The sequence below is a fragment of the Moraxella sp. 179-F 1C4 NHS genome (genome assembly GCF_045370505.1).
GTDB classification, from domain to species: domain Bacteria; phylum Pseudomonadota; class Gammaproteobacteria; order Pseudomonadales; family Moraxellaceae; genus Faucicola; species Faucicola tetraodonis.
In genome coordinates, this window is record NZ_JBIQEC010000089.1 from 1 (window position 1) to 502 (window position 502).

Genomic DNA, 502 nt, shown 5'->3' on the forward strand with positions numbered 1-502 from the left:
GCCTTCGAAGGTGCCGCGCTCAACGATTTCGAGGCACATTTCACTACCACGGACAAGCAAAACATCGAAGTCCAACGCCGCGTCCAGCGCCTCCAAGGCTTCCGCCGCCTGTCCTCTCTCCATGGCATCCTCTGCCTCAGCCACCGGCGCGTCGTGGACGGTGACGCCAGACAGACGGCGGAGGGGGCCGCTCAAGAGATCCCGGGTCTCGACGGCCTTGAGCTGCACATGCACTTGGGCGCCTGTCAGGGACAGGGTCTCAGCGAGGGACGGTAACCAGATCGCCGACCCGTCCATGACATTGAGATTGACGTCGCCGTAGAGGAGGATGCGGACGTCCGCGATGTTGCTCGTGGGCGTGTCATGCACGGCTGGTCTCCTCCATGTCTCGCAGTAGGTCTGCGATCTCGGTGGGGGCGTCCCCCGCGTCTTCGGTGTGATGTCCGGCTGGCCGGGGAGTGCCCGGCTGCACGGGCATCAGTGTGGACTGCCGACGTAGCAG

Annotated in this window: 1 protein-coding gene; it reads right to left on the bottom strand. The window is 64.7% G+C overall.

Annotated elements, in window-relative coordinates; translation table 11 throughout:
* A partial coding sequence (locus tag ACH0AB_RS11985; protein ID WP_406878290.1) for a hypothetical protein occupies window positions 1-369 on the bottom strand: 369 nt, incomplete at its 3' end.
* Window positions 370-502: the final 133 nt, after the last annotated feature.